This is a genomic window from Paraburkholderia phenoliruptrix, from assembly GCF_047325075.1.
Taxonomy (GTDB): domain Bacteria; phylum Pseudomonadota; class Gammaproteobacteria; order Burkholderiales; family Burkholderiaceae; genus Paraburkholderia; species Paraburkholderia phenoliruptrix.
Window position 1 is genome coordinate 2,762,123 of record NZ_CP168531.1, and the last position, 17,280, is coordinate 2,779,402.

A 17,280-nucleotide genomic window follows, 5' to 3' on the forward strand; every position below is an offset into this window, starting at 1 on the left:
CATGCACGTCTCCGAGATTTTTGCGAGTCGCCCGACCGTCAGTGCAGACCCGTATCTTGTTCTATCGATAGTAGTGAGATACGATTTAGTTGAAAAGGTCCTTTACGGACAAGGTGATGTCCCCGCAGGACATGGACGGAGGCGCAATGTCGTCTGGTTATCCGCTGTTGAATGAACGCATTTACGCGCCCTACAAAATTGCGGCTCTTGTGGAAGTGCTCGCGGAGCAAGGCATTGCTCCCGAGGACAGCCTGAAGGGGAGCGGAGTCTCACACGACCAGATATACGACGCGTCCGTCATGACGTCCGTCCGACAGTATGCGGCGGTGTGCAGGAACGCCGTCGCGTTGTCTTCTGACCCAAGTACACCATTCAAAACGGGGGCTCGTCTGCATCTGGCAGCCTACGGCATGTACGGATACGCGTTGATGTCGTGTCTGTCGCTAAGAGATTATTTCCGGCTTGGCGTGAAGTATCACCGGCTGGCGACCCCGACGATTACTATTGAGTGGACCGAATACCCCGATACTTCGGTGTGGACCTTCCCCGACGCCTTCTCTTCGAACTTGCCTCAAGACGTGCAACGCTTCCTGCTGGAACAGCAATACACGCAGCACGTGACGCACCTTCAGGACGTTGCGGGCCGCAACTGTCCTCCCCTCCTTGCCCGATTCTCGTATTCGGCGCCCGAGTACGCCGCCGTGTATTCCGACTATCTAAGCTGCCCGTGCGAGTTTGACGCGCAAGAGTGCCAGCTCATTTACGACAGCACAGTGCTCGAGATTCAGCCTCATCTTGCGCACAGACATTCGGCCGCCCTGATCCAGGAAACGTGCGACAGGCTCATCGGGCAAGCGAAAACGTCGTCCGGGGTATCGGGGGAGGTGTACCAATTTTTGATGAGCAAGCCGGGAGTCTTTCCAGGCATGGAAACCGTCGCCGGGCTGTTGAAGATGACCACGCGTACATTGCGGCGGAGGCTTGAGGCCGAAGGAACGTCATTTGTCGCTATCGTTGATGACGTCAGGTGTTCACTCGCCACCGAGTATTTGAAGACCACCAAACTGAGTACAGACGACGTTGCGATGCTGGTCGGCTTCACCGACACAGCCAATTTCCGCAGAGCACTGAAGCGTTGGACCGGTAAGGGACCGGGTGAGATTCGAGGCCAGTAATTAAGTGCTTTACTTTCAAGGCAGGTTGAGTTTCTCGTGGGTGCCCCTAAACCACTTTGTCAGGAATACGCGGTTTGGCAACCTCTGTTGCCGCAGGGCATTGGCATGCGATTGACGGCAAGCCTGCAGAAATCGACGTCTAGCACTCTGAGATCTGACCATGCGGGCGACGTCCCACTGTTTTTTTGGAATGACCGGTTTCCGCCCGCCCGACGGTCATTGCGACGTCTACCTGTCCTTCCCATTGCTTCGACGATAGATGCTTCAGCAGTATTCGGCTCCTTTGTAAAACCGGGGCCAGCGTCGCTCACTGACAGGTTGAACGCCTTCGAAACATTCCATGCCGGCACTGAGAGCCGCGATGGAGCGTGTTTCCCGCTCGAGGTGTGACTCAGATTCGCTGCGAAACGATTGGAGCAGTAGTTGGCGAGTTGCCGCAATTGCTATGGTTGTCGATTCCGCTAGCGTGCGCGCAGTTACGCGACCTTTGTTAAGAAGGTCTTTATCGTCTACAACCCGACTGATCAAACCAGTCGTCTGCGCGTCCGCCACCCAAATGCGCTGGTTTAAGATGAGCGTACCCTACGCTCGCCGGACTTCGATCCGCTTGGGAAGGCGCGAGGGCATGCCGCCGCCAGAACTTAGCCCCCGTAAGCAGTCGTGAAGTCTGCGAAGCGCGCCGAGAGCCTAAAGGTCGTGACTGGCATCAGCCCCGACCTATGCGCCAGGCGGTCAGCAATCCAATATGGGCGTTTGACTCACTACCGTCGCGGGTCCGCCGACCTGCGCCTCAAAACCGGGAACTGAGTCCGATCCGCGCGATCGACTGTAGCGCACCGCTCGATGCTCCATTCGGGTCCATCACGCCGTTAATTTGCGCGTAGCTGCCGTGACTCGCGCGCTGGTGAGCGCCCGCAACATACACCATCGTGCGTTTGGACAACAAATACTGAACGGCGGCAACCAGCTGGTGCGCGTGCGCATTGTCCAGCGTCTCGTTGCCTTTCATGTACATGTAGCTTGCGCCGATGACCCAGGCCGGCGAGAGCTGCCACGACGCGCCGGCTTCCCCCGACCAGATGCCCGCGCCGTTGCGCGCATTATGCACATTCGTTACGAGAGCTTTGGCCGTCAGCTCGCCGACCTTGTAGTGCACGCCAGCGCCCCAATTGCGGACGCTGGTGGCAGAGACCCCGTTGGAGGCACCGTACTTCTGGTTCGTATAGGCCGCGCCCGCTCCGAACGAACCGTTGTCATAGCTTGCGCCGACGCTGACGGTATTATTTGCGCCCACCGATCCCGCGACGTTGCCAAATCCATAGAGTGCGCCGAAAGTTACGCCCGACAGCGACTGGCTTGTGTATTTGACGGAATTGGCGACGCGATTGCTGCCCGCCACGCGATCCCAGTCGAATGCTCCGGTGGCGTTATCTGGAAGGCCGAGTTTATTGAATGGCCCGTTCCGAAAGCCATAAAGGCCGGAAAGGTCCTGCGCGATTTCGTTGCCGGTGGCGGCCAGCGCATCAACCATGAACTCGTATTGATTACCGAGCGTCAGCTTTCCATACCGGTCGTTTTCCAGGCCCACGTAGGCCGTGCGCGCAAACAACCCGCCGCCGACCATCGAGCCGTTGGCGAGGGAATACTGGTTGACAAGCCTAAAGATCGCGCGGGTGCCCGCGCCTAGATCCTCTCGCCCTTCGAACCCAAGGAGGTTTGGTAGAAAGACGTTGTCGTCAAATTTAGGATTGCTGTGCCCCCCTTCATTGCTGACGTAGCTGACGCCGACGTCCAGCAAGCCGAACATTGTCACGCTGCTTTCGGCGAAGGACACAACAGGGAGCGCGCACGCAACCAGTGCGAGAAAGGCTTTTTTCGTCATTTTCAATGTTCTCCTCACATGTTTCCGATCATGCCGGAATTTTTGTATCGATCTGGACTACTTATTTAACGAGAGATGTCTCTAATGAAATCGACGCGAACCGGATTAAGGACGCATGAAGCCCACTCACGGAGCGCTTCACCGCGTCTTTGCGTGACCGGTCTGTGTCCTGCCATGTTCGTGTCGTGGGCTCGACTTTAGCGAACCGGTACGCCACACTCTTGACTGTCCCGGACGGATTCTTTGAACGGGTCGGACATGACGGCGCCCTGGGGCAGAACACCCTTTGATTTGTGCGGATCCGCGTGCCGCGAGCCGAGCGTGGAAATTGTGGACATCCCCCGGCCTGCCGAAGCTGACGCCGGACCCCTGCGACTCGGTAAGTCGAAGGGGCTTAGGCTTGGTACATCAACGTATGGAAAACGAAGGCACCAGGCACGGATGGGCCTGCCACGTCAGGACAGGAAGGTTTTGACAGAGTCACCGTCACAACCCGGCCGCATCTGCTGCGTCGCGCAGCGACACGGGCGACGCTCCATATCGTTCGCGAATCGCGCGACTGAAGTGCGCCTGACTCGAAAAGCCCCAGCGAAATGCGATCTCGCCGACGCTTGTCTTGCGCAGCCGCGCATCGGTCAGTTCACGGTAGGCATGCGAGAGCCGTTCCGACCAGATGTACTGAGTGATCGACTCGCCATCCGCGGAGAACAATCGGCTCAGGTGGCGCAACGACAGACCAACCGCGTCGGCAATGGCCTGCGGCCCAAGGTCTGGCTCCCGCAGATGCGCCGCTATGTATTGCCTGGCCGTCAGAAGATACGACAGCGAGGTGCGCGAGACGCTCACCCCCTTCAACTCGGTATTGATCAGTTCCGAGACGAGCATGCGCATATGCTCGGTAAAGCGCGCCGGGTCGTGCTCGCCCGGGTCCTTCATAAATCGCTCCACGCTCGCGCGCAGCGTCGAGCCGAGCATGGCTCCGACGCCTGGCGTCGGTACGATTCGCAGCGGCAGCGCCGCCAGTTCTGCATCTATTCGATCGTCGAAGGTGGTGACTGGCAGGTCGATCAACAACTGCCGCATCGGCGTCAGGAATCCGAACACATAGGGCACGCGCGTGTCATAGACGACCACGTCGCCGGCGTCCGCCAGCAGGCAGCGGTCGCGCTGAATGAAATACGCCCGTCCGCTGACGATCTGGCAAGCGAACAATGACTCCTTCGGCCACTGCCGCACCATCGCAGGACTACGCTCGATCAGATGATCCCGGCCACTAATGTCCGCAATGCCTAAGTCCGGCAGCGCAATGCCTGTCTTTTCAACCTCGAGGCCGGATGGAGACAACGACGAGCAGCGCAGCCCCACCAGCGTTGCCGCGCATAGGGCCTCCCAGTACTCCATACGCTCGCTCGCTGGCACGCCGGCCGTCGAGCCGCGCGTGCATGAAAAACCAGCCGAATTTGTCATGTCGCCTCCTGCGGGCGCCGGTTGTCGGAGCAGCACGAAATAGGGAAATCGCTTCGTTGTGCGGTGCAATGTCCGGCCGGATCAAACAATGAGTCCCATCCAGTCAAGAACGATTAGCAGCGCCTGGCTAAAGTCCAGCCCACGACACCTACACAAAAGGAGACTGACGTGGTCGACAAAGCCGTGACAGAATTTTGGCAAAACATTCCTGCAATCGCCAATCCGTTCAAGCCCGATGCTCTCCCCGAAGCCTACATTGGTAACGCGGCCACCGCAGACGAGCGCTACTACGTCCCCTTCACCGAGACAGTGTCCTCACGGCCGTTGTGGATCTCGCCCACACAGAACAGATGGTGCGACATTCTGATTGCGAAACAGGCGGGGCTGGTCAACCGGCACTATCACCCGCACGAGGTATTCGCTTATACGATCTCCGGCAAATGGGGCTACCTCGAGCATGAGTGGACGGCCACGAGCGGCGACTTCGTCTACGAAACGCCGGGCGAAGGTCATACGCTCGTCGCGTTCGACCATCCTGAGCCGATGCGTGTGTTCTTCATCGTGAAGGGCCCGCTCATCTGGCTTGACGAAGAGGGCAAGCCCGACGGCTACTTCGACGTGCACTCGTACATTGATCTGTGCAAGGCGCATTACGAGAAGGTGGGGCTCGGCGCCGAGGCGATCGAGAAGCTGTTTCGCTGACACTCGATGAGGCCCCCCATGACATCTCACCCTTCCGTCAAATCGGCATGGACTTACGAGAACAGGCTGCTGCTCATTCTTTTCGCGACGTTCGGCTTCGTGTTTTTCGACCGCCTTGCCCTGTCGTTTCTGTTCCCGTTCATGTCGGCCGAATTGCACCTGTCGAATGGCCAGCTCGGCATGGTGTCGTCTGCACTTGCGCTGACGTGGGCGCTGTCGGGCGCCATGACCGGCGCATGGTCTGACGCGCGCGGCACGCGCAAGCCGCTTTTAATTGCTGCGGTGTTGGGTTTTTCCGTGTGCTCTGCCCTATCCGGATTGGTCGGCGGCTTCACGAGCCTGATCGCTTTCCGGGCGCTGATGGGCATCTCCGAAGGGCCCGTTCTGCCGCTGTCGCAATCGCTGATGGTCGAGAGTTCGACGCCGAGCCGCCGGGGCCTGAATATGGGCCTGCTGCAAGGCTCGGCCGCCGGACTGCTTGGCGCGATGATCGGCCCGCCGGTCGTCATTGGCATCGCCACCGCGTACGGCTGGCGCGAAGCATTCTACGTGTCGTGCATTCCCGGCTTTCTGATCGCCTTCTGCATCTGGCGCTGGGTCCGGGAAGTGCCATCTGGCGGCGCGCGGTGCACGCAGACGCAGAGCCCAGATGCGCCCGTAGCGAGCGACGGTCCAGTAAGCCGCTTCGCCGTATTGAAGGAGCGCAACGTCTTGCTGTGCGTGCTGATCAGCTGCTTCTTCCTCACCTGGTTCGTCGTCATCATCTCGTTTGCGCCGGTCTTTCTGGTCGATAGCCGGCACTTTTCTCCGTCCGCGATGGGCGTGGTGATGACCTGCCTCGGCGCTGCATGGGTCTTCTGGGGCTTCGCAGTTCCGGCAATCTCCGACCGGATCGGCCGCAAGCCGACGATGATCGCTTTCGCGCTGATCGCCGCCGCCTGCCCGATCGCGATGATGCGTGTCGACTCGGTCTGGGCTCTCGGCACGCTCGTGTTTGCCACGTATACAGGTCTCGGGTGCTTCACCCTCTTCATGGCAACGATCCCGGCCGAAACCGTTCCGCCGCGCGCAATCGCCAGTGCGCTCGGGCTGATCATGGGAGCGGGCGAGCTTATCGGCGGCTTCGTCGCGCCGACCGTAGCCGGCTTCGCTGCCGACAGATACGGCCTGCAGTTCGCCATGTGGACATCGTCCGCCGGCGCAGTGCTCGCGTGCCTACTGTCGTTCGGCCTCGTCGAAACGGCGCCTGCCATGCTGCGCAAACAGGCACTCGCTGGCGCGCGCACTCGTCTCGATACGCAAAACATCGGAGGGCAGTGATATGCGCGCCCTACAATGGCATGGCCCCTGGGACCTCCGGCTGGTCGAGCTCGACACGCCGCGCGCCGGGCCCGGGCAGGTACGCATCGCCGTTGCCTATTGCGGCATTTGCGGCAGCGATCTCCACGAATATGCAGACGGGCCTCACGCGATTCCAGTCGATGCGCCACATCCTTTATCGGGCCGCACCGCGCCGCTGACGTTAGGCCACGAGTTCTGCGGCACGGTCGTCGAAGTCGGCGCTGGCGTGACCGGGCTGTCTTTGGGCGATCGCGTCGCGGTCGAGCCGGAGTATCACTGCAAGCAGTGCGCATACTGCCGCTCAGGCTCGTACAACCTGTGCGTGTCGATGGGCTTCGCTGGGCTGATGGGCGACGGCGGGATGGCCGACTTCGCGGTCGTGCCGGCTTACATGCTGCACCGGCTGCCAGACGAAGTCAGTCTCGAACAGGCTGCAGTGATGGAGCCGGCTGCCGTCGCGCTGCATGCGCTGCGACGCGCAGAGCTGCGGCTCGGCGACACCTGTGCGGTTTTCGGCCTTGGGCCAATTGGTCTTCTGCTGATCTCTCTCGCGAAGCTACAGGGCGCGACGACGATTGTCGCGGTCGATGTGTCGCGCGAGCGGCTCGCCGCCGCGTCACACCTCGGCGCGACGCATGCGCTGGACGCAGGTGCACTCGACGCACCCGCCTTACGCGATGCCCTTCGCGACGCGGCGGGCGGGCTCGGCGTCGACGTGAGCTTCGAGGCGGCCGGCCTGCCGGCTACCTTCGAGGCGGCGATGCAGGGCCTGCGCAAGGGCGGCCGCGTCGTGATGGTGGGCTTGATGCCACATGCGAATTTCGACGCCTTCCGTGCGGTTAACGATGAACTGACATTCACGGCGAGCGTCGGGTATCGTCACGCTTACGGGGATCTGCTACGCATCGTGGGATCAGGTGCGCTCGACCTGACGTCGATCGTTACCCGCATAGTGTCGCTCGACGACGCGGTGGCCGAGGGATTCGACGCGCTCCTTGCCGATAGGACGCAGATCAAGATTCTTGTATCACCAGCGAAGCCGCCGTCTGCTATCAACGCGTGATCTGATTCGGCGCGATGCCGTTGGCTTGCATAAATTTGGTGCCGCGCTTGTGCCGTCTGCATTGGCGCTGCCGGATTTCGGGAACAAGCAGCCGCTGTAACACGCCGGAACACCGACGATCCCACTAACGGCCCAAAGAACCGCGGTCTCTCACAGATCGAGTACAAGCACCGGCGATCTTGACCGCGAACAGCACGGCAAAAACTGATCGTTCGCCGCCTTTTCGTCGTCCGTCAAGTAGGCGTCGCGGTGATCGGGCTCGCCGGACAACACGCGCGTCAGGCATGTGCCGGATACACCTTGCTCGCACGAACTCGGCACCTCGACGCCCGCGCTCGCCAGTGCGGCGATGACCGTTGTCTGCGGCACGACGTTGATCACCCGGCCCGTGCTCGACAGCTTCACCTGGAACGCCCAACCACCCTCTTGTGCAGGCGCCATCCCGAAGAACTCGCGGTGAAAGCGCTCATCGTCCAATCCTGCGGCCTTTGCGGCTCCCATCGCCGCGGCGATGAAACCAGCCGGGCCGCAGACATACACATGGGTATCTGAACGAGCTTGCGCGAGCACGGCTCGAGCCGCAATCGTTCGCCGCTCCCGGCGTCATCGACATAGAGATGAACGCGTCCTGCGAATCGCGAATCGCGAATCGGCCAGCCGATCGCGAAACGGAGTACGTGCCGCACTACGCGTGCAATAGTGCATCTCGAACGACGCGCCCGCATGCGCCAGCGCCTCTGCCATCGATATGACAGGCGTCACGCCGATACCACCGGCGAGCAGCACAGAATGGCCCGCCTGCCCATGAAGCGAAAAGTGGTTTTTGGGCTCGCTGACTTCCAGCAAGCCGCCCTCGTCCAGTGCGTGCATCGCTATTGATCCGCCGCGCGAGTGGGCATCGCGCAGTACCGCGATCAGGTAGCGATGTGATTCGCGCGAGTCGTTGCAAAGCGAATACTGTCGCACGAGATCATCGCGAAGCATGACGTCGATGTGCGCGCCGGCGGAAAATGCGGGCAGTGCAGCACCATCGGGATGCACGAGTTCGAACGCGTAGATGTCGGCGGCCACGGCGAATTTGCGAGGGATCTTGACTTGCATGGTCGATCTCACGAAACCGCGCCGACGGTCGATTCGTTCTCTGCCATCAGACGATCGAGCACACGGCGGGACTGCACCCCGCCTGCATCGATGTTCAGTTTCAGGAGTGTGCGCTCCGGATGGTCAAGCAGATTGCGTTGCTGCGCTTCGAGCATCGCAAGATCTTCACCGCTAAGGTGATTCCTGCCTGCCTTAGGAGTCAGGAAGTGTCGGGCGATGGAATGGCATGGTCGTTGCGGATCGCGGGCTTCGTTACGACTTGCGCTACGTCAATGCGTTAACCGCCGGCGCTTTACGGTCCGAGACCCCACACACTATTTCCAACGAACGTCGGAGCTTTAACATTGATAGCAGCGCCAATCATTTACGTACTCTATCTGCTGCAGGGGATTAGGCAACGCGCGTTTCATCCCCTGACATGAAGGAATGCGGCAATGCTAGATGCGCGAAGCTTCGCAAACCGCCAACTATGCTCGCCACGCACTCGAGGATTTGGTAGTCGAACTCGAACGCGAATTGACGAATTTACTTCGCGCTGATGCGAGTTGACAACATTGCTTCGCAACGGAACGAAGTAATGTCGGCACCTCGGACATTCTCGCCTTGTCCTGTTGGGCACGGTCCGATGACAACATTGCTTCGCTCCACGTCACATGACCGAAACGTGGCGGATTGGGGCGAACCAGCCGCGCGGGTCTTCGTAGTACAGGTGGCAACTGGCTTCTCAGGGACAATCGTGGCTCGCGCGGTTCCATTCCGCGAGGGTCCCGGTTCGCCTGTCAGAAAGCGCTTGTGTGCCCGGGCGCACTGCACAAAAAGACCTCGGATGCGGCAGCGTCGCCAGATCGTCGCAATGCGCGAGTCGCGCGACCTGCTAAACCAGATCCGGCGCGCGCTCATCGTCATCGCGCGCCAAACGACCCTGATCCAACTAGGTCCGCAGATAGCGGTCGACTGCTTCTCGCGACGAAAGACCGACCCGGCCGGTGCTGGCGGCGCCCGACTGTGGCGCAGCACCGGACAGCGCTCGGCAGCGGCGTCCGCGCTTTACAGCGTAGCAGTCACGCCGCCGTCGACATAAAGGATATGGCCGTTCACGAAGTTCGATGCATCACTGGACAGGAACACCGCCGCGCCGACGAGGTCTTCGACGTCTCCCCAGCGTCGCGACGGTGTGCGTCCGATAAGCCATGCGCTGAACGTTTCGTCCTTCACGAGCGCCTCTGTCAATTCGGTCTTGAAGTAGCCGGGGCCCAGACCGTTGACCTGAATGCCGTATTGCCCCCAGTCGATCGCCATGCCTTTTGTCAGCATCTTCACCGCGCCTTTGCTCGCGGTGTAAGCGGCAATGTTTGGCCGCCCGAGTTCGCTTTGCACCGAGCAGATATTGACCATCTTGCCGCGCTTGCGGGGAAGCATGTGCCGCGCCACGGCCCGGCCAACGAGAAACACGCTGTCCACATTGGTCTTCATCAGCTCTTCCCATTGGGCGTGGGAAAACTGCTCGAGCGGCGCGCGGCGCTGCATGCCGGCGTTATTCACGAGGATATCGATCGGGCCTATCTCGCGCTCGATCCAAGCGATCGCCGCTTCGACGGCTTCCGGTGAAGTCACGTCGAAACTTGCGGCATGCGCACTCGCGCCCTCCTCGCGCAGGCGCTTCACCGCTTCGGGGGGGGGCGCCGCGCCGCGGCCATTCAGCACCACTTCCGCACCGGCGCCGGCAAGGCCTCTTGCGAGCGCAAAACCGATGCCGATGCTCGATCCGGTGATCAACGCACGGCGCCCCGTCAGATCAAACAGCTTCAGGCTATGTTTCAACTTTCTCTCCTCCCCGATCCATGAATGCGACGCCTCAGGACACCGGCGTGAACTTCAACTGGTTGATCGGCGTGACCTTGTCAGTACGCGTGAGCCCATACGGCGTTTTGGGTCCGAGCCATTTGTCGAAGATCGCGCTCATTTCGCCGCTCTGCTCCATGGATGCCAATGCCTTATTGACCGCCGCCAGCATCGCCGGTTCATTCTGGCGCAAGCCTACGGCGATCGGTTCGATCAACATGGGCTCTGCAGCGATAGCCACGGCGCCGTCCGTTCCCTCCACCTGTTTGGCGATCTTCCTGGCAGTCATCTGATTCGTGACGAAGCCTTTCACCTTGTCCTGCTCCAGCGCGAGGAACGCCGAACTCGTATCATGGAACGTGACGGCCTGACCGTCCTTGATTGAAAGCGGAATGGACTGCGCGGACGTGGAGCCGTCCGCGGCGCTAATCTTTTGGCCGGCGAAATCCGTTAGTTTCTTGCCGGCATCAGCTTTCTTCACGACCAGCACTTCCTTGGTCGAATAATACGAATCGCTGAATGCAATCTGCGTCGCGCGGGTTTTCGTGTACGCAAGATTGGCGACCACCAGATCGACACGTCCAAGCTTGAGTTGCGGAATACGTGCCTCCACCGCCAGCGGTTCGAGCTTTGCCTTCACGCCAAGTTGTTTCGCCACGGCGTTGCACAGATCCACGTCCATGCCCTCGAGCTGGCGCGTCTGCGCATTCGGATACGAAAACGGTTCGACATTCGAATAAACACCGCACGTGACTTCGCCGCGGCTCCTGATGTCCGCGAGCTGATCCGCGAAAGCGGGACTCATGAACTGAAGTACTGCGCCCACGACCAACATCCCCGCGCTAATCTTGCCTGCCTGCATGGTGGTGCTCCTCTAAGGTTTATGTTTAAAGCAATAGACCACTGTTGAAAAGCCGCTGCCGGATTCGAATCAATGCGTGCGCAGGTCAGAAAGAAAGCGCTGCGCGCGTGCATGTTTGGGGCGCACGAAGAACTCTTCCGGCTCTGCGATTTCCAGAATCTTCCCTGCGTCCATGAACCACACGCGGTCCGCGACTTCTCGTGCGAACCCCATTTCGTGCGTGACGCACATCATCGTCATACCTTCTTGCGCGAGGCTCTTCATGACGTTCAGCACTTCGCCGACCATCTCGGGGTCGAGCGCGCTCGTCGGCTCGTCGAACAGCATGGCGGGCGGATCCATCGCGAGCGCACGCGCAATCGCGACACGTTGCTGTTGTCCGCCGGATAACTGCGCCGGATAAGCACGCGCCTTGTTCGACAGACCCACGCGTGACAACAGGTCCTCGGCCTTGCGCTCGGCTTCGACTCGCTTCAGGCCATGCACGCGCATCGGTGAGAGCGTGATGTTATCCAGCACCGACAGGTGCGGAAACAGGTTGAATTGCTGGAACACGAAGCCGACACGGCTGCGGTAGGCGTTCAGTCCGAGCTTTTTGTCGTGGATGTCCTGGCCGTCGAAAAAAATCTGCCCGCGGTTGATCTCTTCCAGACGATTGACCGTGCGGATCAACGTCGATTTGCCCGAACCCGAAGGACCGCACACCACCACGACCTCGCCCCTGCGAACTTCGGCGTTCACATCCACGAGTGCCTGATATTCGCCGTACCATTTGTTGACGCTGGAAAACCTGATCATGCGCAGTACCTCTAAATGAATGAACGCCTAGTTTTCGCTGGCGAGCGGCTCGGCCAGTGAGAGCTCATCGCCTTTCTGAGTTTTCGCGACCGCACCCGCCCGCTTGAACGTGACGCGCCGCTCCAGATACTGTGCGAGCTGCGTGAGCGCATAACATAGCGCGAAGTAGCTCAACGCGAGAATCAGATAGACCGGGAACGGTTTTGTCAAAAGCCGGTTGTTGATCTGGTCCGCTGCGAACGAAATTTCCTGAACGTTGATGATGTACCCGAGCGAGGTCTCCTTAATCGTCGAGACGAACTGCGTGACCATGCTCGGCACCACGTTGTAGAGCGCCTGCGGCAGTACGACTGCACGCATCGTTTTCATGTAGCTCATGCCGAGCGCGCGCGACGCTTCGGTTTGTCCTTTCGGCAGTCCCTCGATGCCCGCGCGGATGATCTCGCCGAGATAGGCCGAGTCGTAGATCACGAGCGCGCACAGCATCGTGACGAACCCGGTGACCGGATAACCGGTCAGCACGGGAACGAGAAAGTACACCCAGAAAATCACCATCAGCAGAGGAATGCCGCGCACCATATAGACGAGCGCCGTTGCGGGTGCATGCAGCGCGCGCAATGGGCTGATGCGTGCGAGCGCAACCAGAATGCCCAACGGAAAGGCAATGATGAGTGCGGAGAGCGAAAGCAATATCGTGAGCACGATGCCGCCCAGCGGCCCATGCGGATATTGCCCGATGAGCAGCAGGGTCCAGTTATCGCGCAAGATGTCGAACATGTCACTTCACTCCCGGAATGCGGTAGTGCATGGCGATCTTCGCACCGCACAGCATGATGACAAGCGAAAGACCGAGATACACCGCCGTGGCGACAAAGTACGACTCGAAAGAGAGGAACGTTTCGTTCTCGACCTGCCGGGTCACGTACGTCAACTCCGCTGCGCCAATCGCCATGGCAAGACTCGTGTTTTTGAAGAGCAGCACCGCGTGATTGACCATCGGCGGAATTGCATTGCGCAGCGCCTGCGGCAGCACGACATGACGCATGCCGGTCAGGAAATTCAGTCCGAGCGCACGGGACGCTTCATATTGGCCATACGGAATGGCGCGCAGCCCACTGCGAATGTCTTCAGAGAGATACGCCCCGCTGCACAGTCCAATCGCGATCACCGCGAAAACAAACTGGCCGTTGTAGTGATTCAGCAGCGCTTGTAAAGAAGCCGGCAAAATGTTCGAGATGCCGAAGTACCAGAACAGAATCTGCACGAGCATAGGCACATTGCGATGGTATGCAACGAACGTCGCGACAAACGAGGTCGCAAGACGGTTATTCGTGAGACGGATCACAGAGAGCAGTACGCCCACGATCAACGAAAGCACCCATGCCAGCGCGGCCATGGCGAGCGTCAGCTCAATCCCATGAAGGAACAGCACGCCATAGTCGCCTTGCAGCACCGTGGCCAGGTCAAAATGAAGTTTCATGTTGCGCGTCCCTGCCTTCGCGGCGTCCTCGTTGAATCCATACTAGCCCGCAAAAAAACGCCCTGGCAGAGGCCTTTCTTCTGGTGCAATAAGTTTCGGGAATGACGGATGGCGAGGACGAGGTAGATCGCCGTGGGCAGCGCTCAAGGCAGCATGCTGCATGATGTATGTCTCCGGTATGTGGGGCCTCTGCGGGCGCCTCATCGGTCACCGCGCCCGTCTGAACGAGCGCGACTTATACGAGTCGAACCGGCGCAACACGCTGCGCCGGTCCAGATCAAACAATCGCCGCCGGGCCCGCGAGCACCTGCGGATTGATCGGCGTGGGAGGCTTGCCGGCGAGAGGACCACGTCCCAGCGCCGCGATCAGGTTGTCGACGCAGAGCGCAGCCATGGCGCGCCGCGTATTGACCGACGCACTGCCGATATGCGGTGTCAGCACCACGTTCTTTTGCGCGAGCAGCGCCGGACACACGAGCGGTTCACCTTCGAATACGTCGAGACCCGCGGCCGCGATGCTGCCTTCATGAAGCGCGACGGCGAGCGCCGCGTCGTCCACCACGCCGCCGCGCGCGATATTCGTGAGCGTGGCGGACGACTTCATCTGCTTTAACTCCGCCGCGCCGATTGCATGATGCGAGCTGGCCGAATACGGCACGACGACAATCAGATGATCCGACTCACGCAGCAGTGCTTCCTTGTCGACATAGCGCGCGTGGCAGCCCTCTTCCACTTCAGGCGCGAGTCGCGAGCGGTTGTGATAGATGACGCGCATGCCGAAGCCAAATGCACCGCGCCGCGCAATGGCCTGACCAATGCGCCCCATGCCGAGAATGCCGAGTGTCGAGCCATGCACGTCGCTGCCGACGAACATGTCGTAGCGGCCGGTCTTCGTCCATTCGCCCGCACGCAGAAAGTGCTCCGACTCCGCGATGCGCCGCGCGGTGGCCATCATCAGCGCGAAGCCGAAGTCGGCCGTAGTATCCGTGAGCACGTCCGGCGTATTCGTGACGAGTACGCCGCGCGCGGTGCACGCATCGACATCGACGTTGTTGTAGCCCACGCCGATGTTGCAGACCGCCTTCAGTTGCGGGCAGGCATCCAGCAACGTGGCATCGATTCGGTCGCTGCCGGCCGTTATCGCGCCCTCCTTGCCCTGCAGGCGCTCGATCAGCTCGGCTTGGGTCCAGATGGTGTCGTCCGGATTGTCGGTCACGTCGAAGTCCGCGCGCAGGCGCTCGACGATGTCCGGAAATGACGCACGGGTAACGAGTACCGATGCTCGCATGAAAGGCCTCCTTAGTAGACTCAGATGACGTTCTCGCGAACGGCGGGCTTACTCACCGTGAGCGGACGGCTCGCGCTTGATGGTGGTGAGCCCGCCCGGCACTTGCAACGTCGGCAGGATCTCCATGTTGCTGATGTTGACCGCGAGCGGCACGGCTATCGCAAACGCAATCGCATCCGCGATGTCGGACGGCTGAGGCAACTCGAAGCCGTCAATGAACTTCTTTCGCGCTTCCTCGATGTCGCCGTGCACATGGCCGAAAATATCAGTCGCGACACGGCCGGGGCAGATCTCGGTCACGCGCACACGCTTGCCCGTGGCGTCGACCCGCAGCTGGCGCGACAGCGCGTGTATGCCGGCCTTCGTCGCGTGATAGATGGAGTTGCCGTTGAAGTTATAGATCGCCGCAATGGAGCTGATGTTGACGATATGGCCGCGGTCGCGTGCCACCATGCCCGGCATGGTGAGCCGCACGAGGTGCAGCACGGCTTGCAGATTCACCTCCACTTGCACGTCGATGTCCTCGACACCCGCATCGAGAATCGAACCCTTGCGCGATACGCCCGCGTTGTTCACGACGATATCGAACGGCACCTGCTGTGTGAGCGTCGTCACGGCGTGCAGATCGCACACGTCGATTGCATGCGCAATGCAGCCGGTGCGCGCGGCAAGCTCATTCAGACGATCGCCGTTGCGCGCGAGCGCATGCACTTCGAGTCCCTCGCGACAAAAGCGCTCGACAATGGCAGCGCCCATTCCTGTCGAAGCGCCCGTGACCAGCGCGGTCTTGTAGTCTGAAAACGGCATGAATGACCTCAGTCTGTAGTTCTCAAATGTCGCCTCGCGAAAAGGCGTGCGATAAAGCCTGTTGCCAATCGGCTTTTTATCAATCGACTCCTAACAATCTATACGCCGCGAAAGCGCGCAACAAAGACGGATTGGGTTTGAAGCGATAAGCGGGCCTTATGGTTGAAACCATGTTGCCCCGGTCGCCTCGCGCGCGTGTCTAGCGCGTAAGGCGCGAGACCGGCACGACCCGTCCGCCCGCCGCTTCGATCACGCCGCGCACCGTGCGCGCCAGTTCGACGGCACCTGGCGTGTCGCCATGCAGCAGGATCGACTGAACCGCAATCTTCAGCTTGTTGCCGGTAACCGTCGTGATGGTGCCTTCCTCCAGCAGTTGCTTGACACGCGCAAGGACCGCCGCCCTGTCCTTGATCACCGCGCCCGCGAGTTTGCGCGAGACCAGCGCGCCTTGATCGTCGTATGCACGGTCGGCGAGAAATGTGTTGGCGATGCGCACGCCGAGACGATCCGCGGCGCGTTCTATCTGCGTGTTCGTCGACACGCTGATGATGAGCTCGCGGTCGAACTCGGCGACGGCCCGCACCAGCGGCTCGGCGAGTTCGTACGAAGCCGCGGCCATGTTTCCGAGCGCGCCGTGAAAGCTCATATGCGTGACGCGGTGCCCTGCGGCCTTCGCGATGCCCGCGAGCGCGCCCATCTGATACAGGATGTAATTGGCGAGCTCCAGCGGATCGGCCTGGATCTGCCTACGGCCAAAGCCCAGCAGGTCGGGAAAACCAACGTGCGCGCCGACTTCGACGCCGCGCGTGAGAGCCATGCGCACCGTTGTGTCCATGATGACGGGGTCACCGGCGTGATAGCCGCAGGCCACGTTGGCGGACGACACGATGTCGAGCATCGCCTCGTCTTCGCCCATGCGGTAGGGGCCAAAGCCTTCACCCAGGTCCGCGTTCAGGTCGATTTCCATCTTCACTCTCCGTTCCTCAAGCGCTGACGTGCGCTGACCCATTCTTCATGCGGATGGCGCGAGCTCGATCAGGCGTGTTCCATAGCCGACCGTTGCGCCATGCGCGACGAGCGTGCCCACCACCACCCCGTCTACGGGCGCGAGAACCGGCACGCACAACTGCGCGATCCGCAGCAAGCCGACAATCTCGCCCCCATCGACGCGCGCACCGACGCTGACAAGCGGCGTGGAGCGCGCCGGATGCGTCACGAGAAAAATGCCCGCGCAATGCGCCGTAACGGCGACGCTCGACGCGCTTGCAGCAATGGGCGGCTCACTCGCACCGTCGGCATCGTCGGGCGCATGAACCGTTCGCGTCCGCAGCTTCGTGCGGGGTGGCTTCTCCATCGTCAGGCGAACGGTCGCGGCGGGCCTGCCAATTTCGATGAATTCGACGTCGGCGGCGGCCAGCCACGACGTAATCTGCCGAAGCTCGCCAATATCCACTTCGTTTTTTTCTGTCATG

The 17,280-nt window shown here is 60.7% G+C and carries 16 protein-coding genes and 2 pseudogenes; 4 read left to right on the forward strand and 14 right to left on the reverse strand.

The features are described 5' to 3' along the window. The first annotated feature begins 146 nt into the window (after positions 1 to 146). The gene (locus ACEN8U_RS24445) at positions 147 to 1,175 is read left to right on the forward strand and encodes an AraC family transcriptional regulator (RefSeq protein WP_310110721.1); all 1,029 of its coding nucleotides are present in this window, start codon (positions 147 to 149) and stop codon (positions 1,173 to 1,175) included. A gap of 264 nt (positions 1,176 to 1,439) precedes the next feature. Here ACEN8U_RS24445 and ACEN8U_RS24450 read toward each other — a convergent pair whose 3' ends face one another. From ACEN8U_RS24450 to ACEN8U_RS24460, 3 genes are all read right to left on the reverse strand, one after another. Next, entirely contained in the window at positions 1,440 to 1,727 is a 288-nt protein-coding gene (locus ACEN8U_RS24450; protein WP_413657707.1) for an enoyl-CoA hydratase/isomerase family protein, read from the reverse strand. 238 nt (positions 1,728 to 1,965) lie between these two features. Continuing rightward, entirely contained in the window at positions 1,966 to 3,057 is a 1,092-nt protein-coding gene (locus ACEN8U_RS24455) for a porin (RefSeq protein ID WP_310110677.1), read from the reverse strand. 486 nt (positions 3,058 to 3,543) lie between these two features. Further along, positions 3,544 to 4,524, reverse strand: a complete 981-nt coding sequence (locus ACEN8U_RS24460) for a helix-turn-helix domain-containing protein (protein WP_310110675.1) — start codon at positions 4,522 to 4,524, stop codon at positions 3,544 to 3,546. A gap of 168 nt (positions 4,525 to 4,692) precedes the next feature. Here ACEN8U_RS24460 and ACEN8U_RS24465 point away from each other — a divergent pair, with 168 nt between their 5' ends. From ACEN8U_RS24465 to ACEN8U_RS24475, 3 genes are read left to right on the forward strand one after another with little or no spacing between them, the layout of a single operon-like run. Beyond that, the gene (locus tag ACEN8U_RS24465; RefSeq protein ID WP_310110673.1) at positions 4,693 to 5,226 is read left to right on the forward strand and encodes a 2,4'-dihydroxyacetophenone dioxygenase family protein; all 534 of its coding nucleotides are present in this window, start codon (positions 4,693 to 4,695) and stop codon (positions 5,224 to 5,226) included. 18 nt (positions 5,227 to 5,244) lie between these two features. Then, positions 5,245 to 6,546 (forward strand): MFS transporter, encoded by a 1,302-nt coding sequence (locus ACEN8U_RS24470; RefSeq protein WP_310110671.1) that lies wholly within the window; start codon positions 5,245 to 5,247, stop codon positions 6,544 to 6,546. A gap of 1 nt (position 6,547) precedes the next feature. Beyond that, entirely contained in the window at positions 6,548 to 7,630 is a 1,083-nt protein-coding gene (locus ACEN8U_RS24475; RefSeq protein ID WP_310110668.1) for a 2,3-butanediol dehydrogenase, read from the forward strand. Positions 7,631 to 7,780: 150 nt separating this feature from the next. Here the strand turns inward: ACEN8U_RS24475 and ACEN8U_RS24480 are convergent. The 11 genes and pseudogenes from ACEN8U_RS24480 to ACEN8U_RS24530 form a co-directional block, all read right to left on the reverse strand. After that, positions 7,781 to 8,731: pseudogene (locus tag ACEN8U_RS24480) on the reverse strand (PDR/VanB family oxidoreductase). 8 nt (positions 8,732 to 8,739) lie between these two features. Next, positions 8,740 to 8,925, reverse strand: a pseudogene (locus tag ACEN8U_RS24485) (aromatic ring-hydroxylating dioxygenase subunit alpha); the annotation flags it as partial. Positions 8,926 to 9,778: 853 nt separating this feature from the next. Then, complete coding sequence (locus tag ACEN8U_RS24490) at positions 9,779 to 10,552, reverse strand: SDR family oxidoreductase (protein ID WP_413657710.1); 774 nt, start codon at positions 10,550 to 10,552, stop codon at positions 9,779 to 9,781. Positions 10,553 to 10,586: 34 nt separating this feature from the next. Further along, the gene (locus ACEN8U_RS24495; protein ID WP_310110663.1) at positions 10,587 to 11,435 is read right to left on the reverse strand and encodes a transporter substrate-binding domain-containing protein; all 849 of its coding nucleotides are present in this window, start codon (positions 11,433 to 11,435) and stop codon (positions 10,587 to 10,589) included. Between the two features lie 69 nt (positions 11,436 to 11,504). Further along, positions 11,505 to 12,233, reverse strand: coding sequence for an amino acid ABC transporter ATP-binding protein (locus ACEN8U_RS24500; protein WP_310110661.1), 729 nt, complete (start codon positions 12,231 to 12,233; stop codon positions 11,505 to 11,507). A 27-nt stretch (positions 12,234 to 12,260) separates the two neighbouring features. Then, entirely contained in the window at positions 12,261 to 13,010 is a 750-nt protein-coding gene (locus ACEN8U_RS24505) for an amino acid ABC transporter permease (RefSeq protein WP_310110660.1), read from the reverse strand. Position 13,011: 1 nt separating this feature from the next. Further along, positions 13,012 to 13,713 carry an amino acid ABC transporter permease gene (locus ACEN8U_RS24510; RefSeq protein ID WP_310110659.1) on the reverse strand — a complete coding sequence of 234 codons (702 nt, stop codon included), beginning with the start codon at positions 13,711 to 13,713 and terminating at the stop codon, positions 13,012 to 13,014. A 277-nt stretch (positions 13,714 to 13,990) separates the two neighbouring features. After that, the gene (locus tag ACEN8U_RS24515; protein ID WP_310110657.1) at positions 13,991 to 15,001 is read right to left on the reverse strand and encodes a D-glycerate dehydrogenase; all 1,011 of its coding nucleotides are present in this window, start codon (positions 14,999 to 15,001) and stop codon (positions 13,991 to 13,993) included. A 48-nt stretch (positions 15,002 to 15,049) separates the two neighbouring features. After that, positions 15,050 to 15,808, reverse strand: a complete 759-nt coding sequence (locus tag ACEN8U_RS24520; RefSeq protein WP_310110655.1) for an SDR family oxidoreductase — start codon at positions 15,806 to 15,808, stop codon at positions 15,050 to 15,052. Between the two features lie 199 nt (positions 15,809 to 16,007). Then, positions 16,008 to 16,775 (reverse strand): 5-oxoprolinase subunit PxpA, encoded by a 768-nt coding sequence (locus ACEN8U_RS24525; protein ID WP_310110652.1) that lies wholly within the window; start codon positions 16,773 to 16,775, stop codon positions 16,008 to 16,010. Positions 16,776 to 16,820: 45 nt separating this feature from the next. After that, the gene (locus tag ACEN8U_RS24530) at positions 16,821 to 17,279 is read right to left on the reverse strand and encodes a hypothetical protein (RefSeq protein ID WP_310110651.1); all 459 of its coding nucleotides are present in this window, start codon (positions 17,277 to 17,279) and stop codon (positions 16,821 to 16,823) included. Between the last annotated feature and the right edge of the window lies 1 nt (position 17,280).

Bases quoted from the DNA above. Each gene is read 5' to 3' on its own strand.
- ACEN8U_RS24445 (WP_310110721.1), top strand. From the start codon at position 147: ATGTCGTCTGGTTATCCGCTGTTGAATGAACGCATTTACGCGCCCTAC.
- ACEN8U_RS24455 (WP_310110677.1), bottom strand. From the start codon at position 3,057: ATGACGAAAAAAGCCTTTCTCGCACTGGTTGCGTGCGCGCTCCCTGTT.
- ACEN8U_RS24460 (WP_310110675.1), bottom strand. From the start codon at position 4,524: ATGACAAATTCGGCTGGTTTTTCATGCACGCGCGGCTCGACGGCCGGC.
- ACEN8U_RS24470 (WP_310110671.1), top strand. From the start codon at position 5,245: ATGACATCTCACCCTTCCGTCAAATCGGCATGGACTTACGAGAACAGG.
- ACEN8U_RS24475 (WP_310110668.1), top strand. From the start codon at position 6,548: ATGCGCGCCCTACAATGGCATGGCCCCTGGGACCTCCGGCTGGTCGAG.
- ACEN8U_RS24495 (WP_310110663.1), bottom strand. From the start codon at position 11,435: ATGCAGGCAGGCAAGATTAGCGCGGGGATGTTGGTCGTGGGCGCAGTA.
- ACEN8U_RS24500 (WP_310110661.1), bottom strand. From the start codon at position 12,233: ATGATCAGGTTTTCCAGCGTCAACAAATGGTACGGCGAATATCAGGCA.
- ACEN8U_RS24505 (WP_310110660.1), bottom strand. From the start codon at position 13,010: ATGTTCGACATCTTGCGCGATAACTGGACCCTGCTGCTCATCGGGCAA.
- ACEN8U_RS24510 (WP_310110659.1), bottom strand. From the start codon at position 13,713: ATGAAACTTCATTTTGACCTGGCCACGGTGCTGCAAGGCGACTATGGC.
- ACEN8U_RS24515 (WP_310110657.1), bottom strand. From the start codon at position 15,001: ATGCGAGCATCGGTACTCGTTACCCGTGCGTCATTTCCGGACATCGTC.
- ACEN8U_RS24520 (WP_310110655.1), bottom strand. From the start codon at position 15,808: ATGCCGTTTTCAGACTACAAGACCGCGCTGGTCACGGGCGCTTCGACA.
- ACEN8U_RS24525 (WP_310110652.1), bottom strand. From the start codon at position 16,775: ATGGAAATCGACCTGAACGCGGACCTGGGTGAAGGCTTTGGCCCCTAC.
- ACEN8U_RS24530 (WP_310110651.1), bottom strand. From the start codon at position 17,279: ATGACAGAAAAAAACGAAGTGGATATTGGCGAGCTTCGGCAGATTACG.